At 61.5% G+C, this 5372-nt stretch carries 5 protein-coding genes; 3 read left to right on the forward strand and 2 right to left on the reverse strand.

Annotated features, from left to right (window positions below; all coding sequences use genetic code 11):
* Both A3730_RS12150 and doeB read right to left on the reverse strand, forming a co-directional pair.
* Nucleotides 1–1365 (reverse strand): dihydroxy-acid dehydratase (locus A3730_RS12150; RefSeq protein WP_063538127.1); only part of this gene is annotated, 1365 nt, incomplete at its 3' end.
* An 18-nt stretch (nucleotides 1366–1383) separates the two neighbouring features.
* A complete protein-coding gene (doeB, locus tag A3730_RS12155) occupies nucleotides 1384–2373 on the reverse strand; it encodes a N(2)-acetyl-L-2,4-diaminobutanoate deacetylase DoeB (protein WP_063519892.1) in 990 nt (329 codons plus the stop codon).
* A 100-nt stretch (nucleotides 2374–2473) separates the two neighbouring features.
* Here doeB and gmk point away from each other — a divergent pair, with 100 nt between their 5' ends.
* The 3 genes from gmk to A3730_RS12170 all read left to right on the forward strand — a co-directional run.
* On the forward strand, nucleotides 2474–3097 hold the full coding sequence (gene gmk, locus A3730_RS12160) for a guanylate kinase (protein WP_063519891.1): 624 nt from the start codon (nucleotides 2474–2476) through the stop codon (nucleotides 3095–3097).
* A 149-nt stretch (nucleotides 3098–3246) separates the two neighbouring features.
* The gene (gene rpoZ, locus A3730_RS12165; protein WP_007149241.1) at nucleotides 3247–3510 is read left to right on the forward strand and encodes a DNA-directed RNA polymerase subunit omega; all 264 of its coding nucleotides are present in this window, start codon (nucleotides 3247–3249) and stop codon (nucleotides 3508–3510) included.
* Nucleotides 3511–3789: 279 nt separating this feature from the next.
* Nucleotides 3790–5372: bifunctional (p)ppGpp synthetase/guanosine-3',5'-bis(diphosphate) 3'-pyrophosphohydrolase (locus tag A3730_RS12170; protein ID WP_063538129.1), on the forward strand; the 1583-nt coding region annotated here is incomplete at its 3' end.

Genomic DNA, 5372 nt, shown 5'->3' on the forward strand with positions numbered 1-5372 from the left:
GGAGGTGGGGGTGAGCATTTCACGCATGCCCGGCCCACCGCGGGGGCCTTCATAGCGAATCACTACCACGTCGCCAGACACTACCGTGCCGTCGTTAATCCGTTGCTGGGCTTCTTCTTCCGAACCGAACACCCGTGCCGGGCCGGAAAAGTGGGTGCCTTCCTTGCCGGTGATCTTGGCCACCGCGCCGTCCGGGGCCAGGTTGCCATACAGAATGCGCAGGTGACTTTCCGCTTTCAGAGGCTCGGACAGGGGCGCAATAATCGACTGATCCAGGGGATAGGGCGCCACATCGGCCAGGTTTTCCGTCAGGGTTTGGCCGGTGACAGTCAGGCAGTCGCCGTGCAGCAGACCCGCCTCCAGCAAGATCTTCATCAGCGGCTGAATACCGCCAATGGCCACCAGTTCGCTCATCATGTAGTGGCCGCTGGGGCGCAGGTCCGCCAGCACCGGCACCCGCTTGCCGATCTCGGTAAAGTCATCCAGTGACAACGCCACATCGATGGTGCGGGCCATGGCGATCAGGTGCAGCACCGCATTGGTGGAGCCGCCCAGGGCAATCACCACGGTGATGGCATTCTCGAACGCCGCGCGGGTCATGATGTCGGACGGCTTGATCTCCTCTTCCAGCAGTTTCAATACAGCGGCGCCGGCCCGCACGCAGTCTTCCCGCTTTTCTTCGGACACCGCGTTCTGTGCGGAGCTGCCGGGCAGGCTCATGCCCAGTGCTTCGATGGCCGAGGCCATGGTGTTGGCGGTGTACATGCCGCCGCAGGAACCCGGGCCGGGGATGGCGGTTTCTTCAATCTGCTTGAGCTCAATCAGATCCATGTCGCCCCGGGAATGGGCGCCCATGGCTTCGAACACGGAGACAATATCGGTATGGCCCTTACCGGGCATGATGGTGCCGCCGTAGACGAACACGCTGGGGCGATTCAGCCGCGCCATGCCCATCAGGCAGCCCGGCATGTTTTTGTCGCAACCGCCCAGGGTCACCAGGCCGTCAAACCCTTCGCAGGCGGCCACGGTTTCAATGGAGTCGGCAATCACCTCGCGGGAGACCAGCGAATACTTCATCCCTTCGGTGCCGTTGGCGATCCCGTCAGAGATGGTAATGGTATTGAAAATCACGCCCTTGCCGCCGGCCGCATCCGCGCCCTGGCAGGCCTTGTCGGCCAGCTCACCAATGTGGCTGTTGCAGGGCGTCACCTGACTCCAGGTAGACGCGATGCCCACCTGAGGTTTACGAAAATCTTCATCGGTAAATCCCACGGCCCGCAACATGGCCCGGCTCGCCGACTTGCCTGGACCGTCGACGACCTTGGCGGAATGCCGGCGGCGTGGATCGCCCTGTGCATCACTCATACCCTCTCCTGATTCCGGTTAACGCTTCACCGCCAGCACGGCAAAGGTGTCGCCAATGTCCACCCGTGCCGGGTGACGGCGACCAATCAACATGCCCTTGAAAGGCGCCAGATACTCTACCGGTGGCTCGCCGGTGCGGTCGATGGCATGCACACGGGCAAGCACATCACCCTGCTGCACCCACTCACCCAGCGCCACCGCAAATTCCAGCAAACCGCGATGCTCACTGACACGGTAATAGTCTGCGTTGGGGATCTCCAACGCCTGCGATGTCACCGGTAGCGGGTCGCCGGGCAGAATGCCGGCAAAGCGTAACACGTTGTCCACGCCCTGCTCTGCCAGCGCCACGGTATCCGGGGTAGTCGTGCCGCCGCCGCGCAGCTCGGTGCTAATGAACACCCGCCCCTGGGCTTCTACCACGCTATCGAACAGGGCCGCCTCCTCCAGCTCCGCCATAAACAGGGTGTAAGGGGCCCCAAACGCCTCTGCCCCGGCCAGGCAGCGCGCTCCAAAGGCCTCATCGGCGAGGCGATGGGTGGCCGCAAAAGGCAACAGGTCCAGCGTGCGTCCACCGGAATGCATATCCAGCACCACGTCGGCCAGCGGCACCAGATAACGGGTGAAGTAATCGGCAATTTTTTCGGTGAGGGTACCGGCGGGGTTGCCCGGAAAGGCCCGGTTCAGGTTGCCGCCGTCCAGCGGTGAAGTACGCGTGCCGTTCAGCACCGCCGGGTGATTCATCATCGGCACAATGATGACACGGCCGCTGATATCACGCGGCTGCAGCCGGTTGGCCAGCTTGAGCAAGGCGGTGATGCCCTCGTATTCATCACCATGATTGCCCCCGGTCAGCAGTGCGGTGGGCCCTTCGCCGTTGCGGATCACCGTCACCGGGATCATCACATTGCCCCAGGCAGACTGGTCGTGGGAGTAAGGCAGTTTGAGGAATCCGTGCTGCACGCCGTCCCGATGAAAATCCACCGTGGCGCTGATCGCGCTGTCCTGCATAGCGAGTCCGTTATCTCCAGGTCAGGGTGCATATGACGCACCCGGGTCTTTACGCCTATAATGCGCGCTTTACCGGGATCGCGAACAGGACATTCTTTTTATGGCCGACAAAGGCACGCTGTACATCATTTCCGCCCCGTCCGGCGCCGGCAAGACCAGCCTGGTGGCCGCCCTGGTCGACAAGCTTGCCCGGGTCCGCATTTCCATCTCGCACACCACCCGCGCCATGCGCCCCGGCGAGGAAGACGGCGTGAACTACCATTTCACCGACCGTGACAGCTTTGTCCGTCAGGTGGAACAGGGCCGTTTTCTCGAGCATGCGGAAGTGTTCGGCAACCTTTACGGCACCAGTGCCGACTGGGTCGCCCAGACCCTGCGCGGCGGCGATGATGTGATTCTGGAGATCGACTGGCAAGGCGCCACCCAGATTCGCAAGCAGCTACCGGATGCCGTCAGCGTCTTCATTCTGCCGCCCTCACTGGAGATTCTGGCCGACCGCCTGCGGGGCCGCGAAACCGACGACGAAACGGTGATCCAGCAACGTCTGGACGGTGCCCAGGACGAAATGAGCCACTACGGCGAATTCGACTATCTGGTGGTCAACGACGATTTTCAGCGTGCCCTGTATGAGCTGGAAGCCGTTGTCGAGGCTCGCCGGCTGGTAACAGCGCGGCAGTCTGCCCGCCAGGCCGCGACCCTGCAGAACCTGCTCGCGCCACGCTGATCGCCCCCGTCGGGGCCAGCCCCGGCTCCGCCGTTCGGCGGCGGGCACTGGACTTGCACTGCCCTCAGCCCGTAAAATCGCTCATTGCGAATTATCAGGCGGTGCGGGTTCATGTCGAACCGGCCCCGCCAGCTTGTCAGGAGAGCAGCATGGCACGAGTTACCGTAGAAGATTGCCTGGAAAAACTGGATAACCGCTTTGAGCTGGTACTGGTTGCCGGCAAGCGCGCCCACCAATTGCAGAGCGGCGGTAAAGAGCCACGTGTAGCCTGGGAAAACGACAAACCCACCGTTGTCGCCCTGCGTGAAATCGCCGAAGGCCACGTGACGGCTGAATCCGTGGACAACCCCATCGCGGATCGCAGCGCCGACGTGGACGAGCTGGCCCTGCTGACCCAGTCTTTCGGCGAGTAATTGCCCGCCCCGTCTCCCCCAAACGGGTCGACGGGAACAAGACACGCAAACGCAGAGGCCGACCGGCCTCTGCGTTTTGCCATCTGGCACTTGCCCCTCACTCCTGTTTCCCAGCGCCCCCCCCCCTTTTTTCGCGCCTTGCTTGCCAACCGGTATCGCTTTCTCCCAGCCAAACAATCGTCTGCGCCTATCCTCCTTGTCATAGACAAATCCTGCCCTCAAATCTAAGCTAAGAGTCATCTTCGAACCTGCTACTCGCCAAGGGCGTGACGAGGCCTTTTGCCCACCATCCATAATCTGGAAAAACGGTTACGCAGTTACCTGGACGATGACCAGATCGCCCAGGTCGTACACGCCTACCATTTTGCCGAGCAAGCGCACGAAGGCCAGTACCGCCGCACCGGGGATCCGTACATCACCCACCCGCTGGCGGTGGCCAACATCCTCACCGACATGCACATGGACCATGCCTCGCTCATGGCCGCCATGCTGCACGATGTGATCGAGGACACCGGGTTCAGTAAAGAGCAGCTGGCCAACGAATTCAGCGAAGAGGTGGCCGAGCTGGTGGACGGCGTTTCCAAGATCGCCCAGATCAAGTTCGAATCAAAAGCGGAGCAGCAGGCGGAAAACCTGCGCAAGATGATGCTGGCCATGACCCGGGACATCCGCGTCATCCTGATCAAGCTGGCTGACCGCCTGCATAACATGCGCACCCTGCACGTCATGCGTGCCGAGAAGCGTCGCCGCATTGCCACCGAGACACTGGAACTGTATGCCCCAATCGCCTTTCGATTGGGCATGTACAACATGCGGGTGGAATACGAAGATCTGGCCTTCCATGCCATCTATCCCATGCGCGCCCGGCTGATAGGCCAGGCGGTGAAAAAAGCCCGCGGCAACCGCAAGGAAATCCTCACTACCATCAAGACCAGCCTGGAACACTGCCTGGAAGAAGAAGGCATCGAAGCCCGGGTACTGGGCCGCGAGAAGCACCTGTTCAGTATTTACTCGAAGATGAAAGAACAGCACAAACCGTTCGCGGACATCATGGATGTGTTCGGTTTCCGCATCATCGTCGACCGGGTGGACACCTGCTACCGGGTACTGGGGGCCGTGCACAATTACTTCACACCCATCCCCGGTCGTTTCAAGGACTACATTGCCATTCCCAAGGCCAATGGCTACCAGTCCCTGCATACCACACTGAAGGCCCGCTCCGGCATTCCCCTGGAAATGCAGATTCGCACCGAAGAAATGGAAGCCATGGCCAACAACGGCATCGCCGCCCACTGGTTGTACAAATCCGACGGCGAACCCGGCACCCCAACCCACAGTCGCACCCAGAGCTGGATGCAGCGCTTGCTGGAACTGCAACAGAAGACCGGTAACTCCATGGAGTTTATCGAGAACGTGAAGGTGGACCTGTTCCCGGACGAAGCCTATATCTTCACCCCCAAGGGCGACATCAAGGAACTGCCCGGCGGCGCCACCGCCGTGGACTTCGCCTACGCGGTGCACACCAAGGTGGGCAACAAGTGCGTGGCCGCCCGTATCGACGGCAAGCTCGCCGCGCTGTCCACGCCACTGGAATCGGGGCAGACCGTCAAGATCATCACCGCCCCCAATGCCACTCCCAACCCGGCCTGGCTCAACTTTGTGGTCACCGGCAAGGCGCGCACCAACATTCGCCACTTCCTCAAGCACCAGCAACGCGAAGATGCCGTGGAGCTGGGGCAGCGGCTACTGGAGAAAGCCCTGCACAGCTACGACATGGGCCTGGACGATCTGCCCATTGAGCGAGTGGTCAGCGAGCTGGCCGGCAACGGCTATGTGGAGCTGGACGACCTGCTGGAAGATAT

It is taken from the genome of Alcanivorax sp. HI0044, assembly GCF_001634945.1.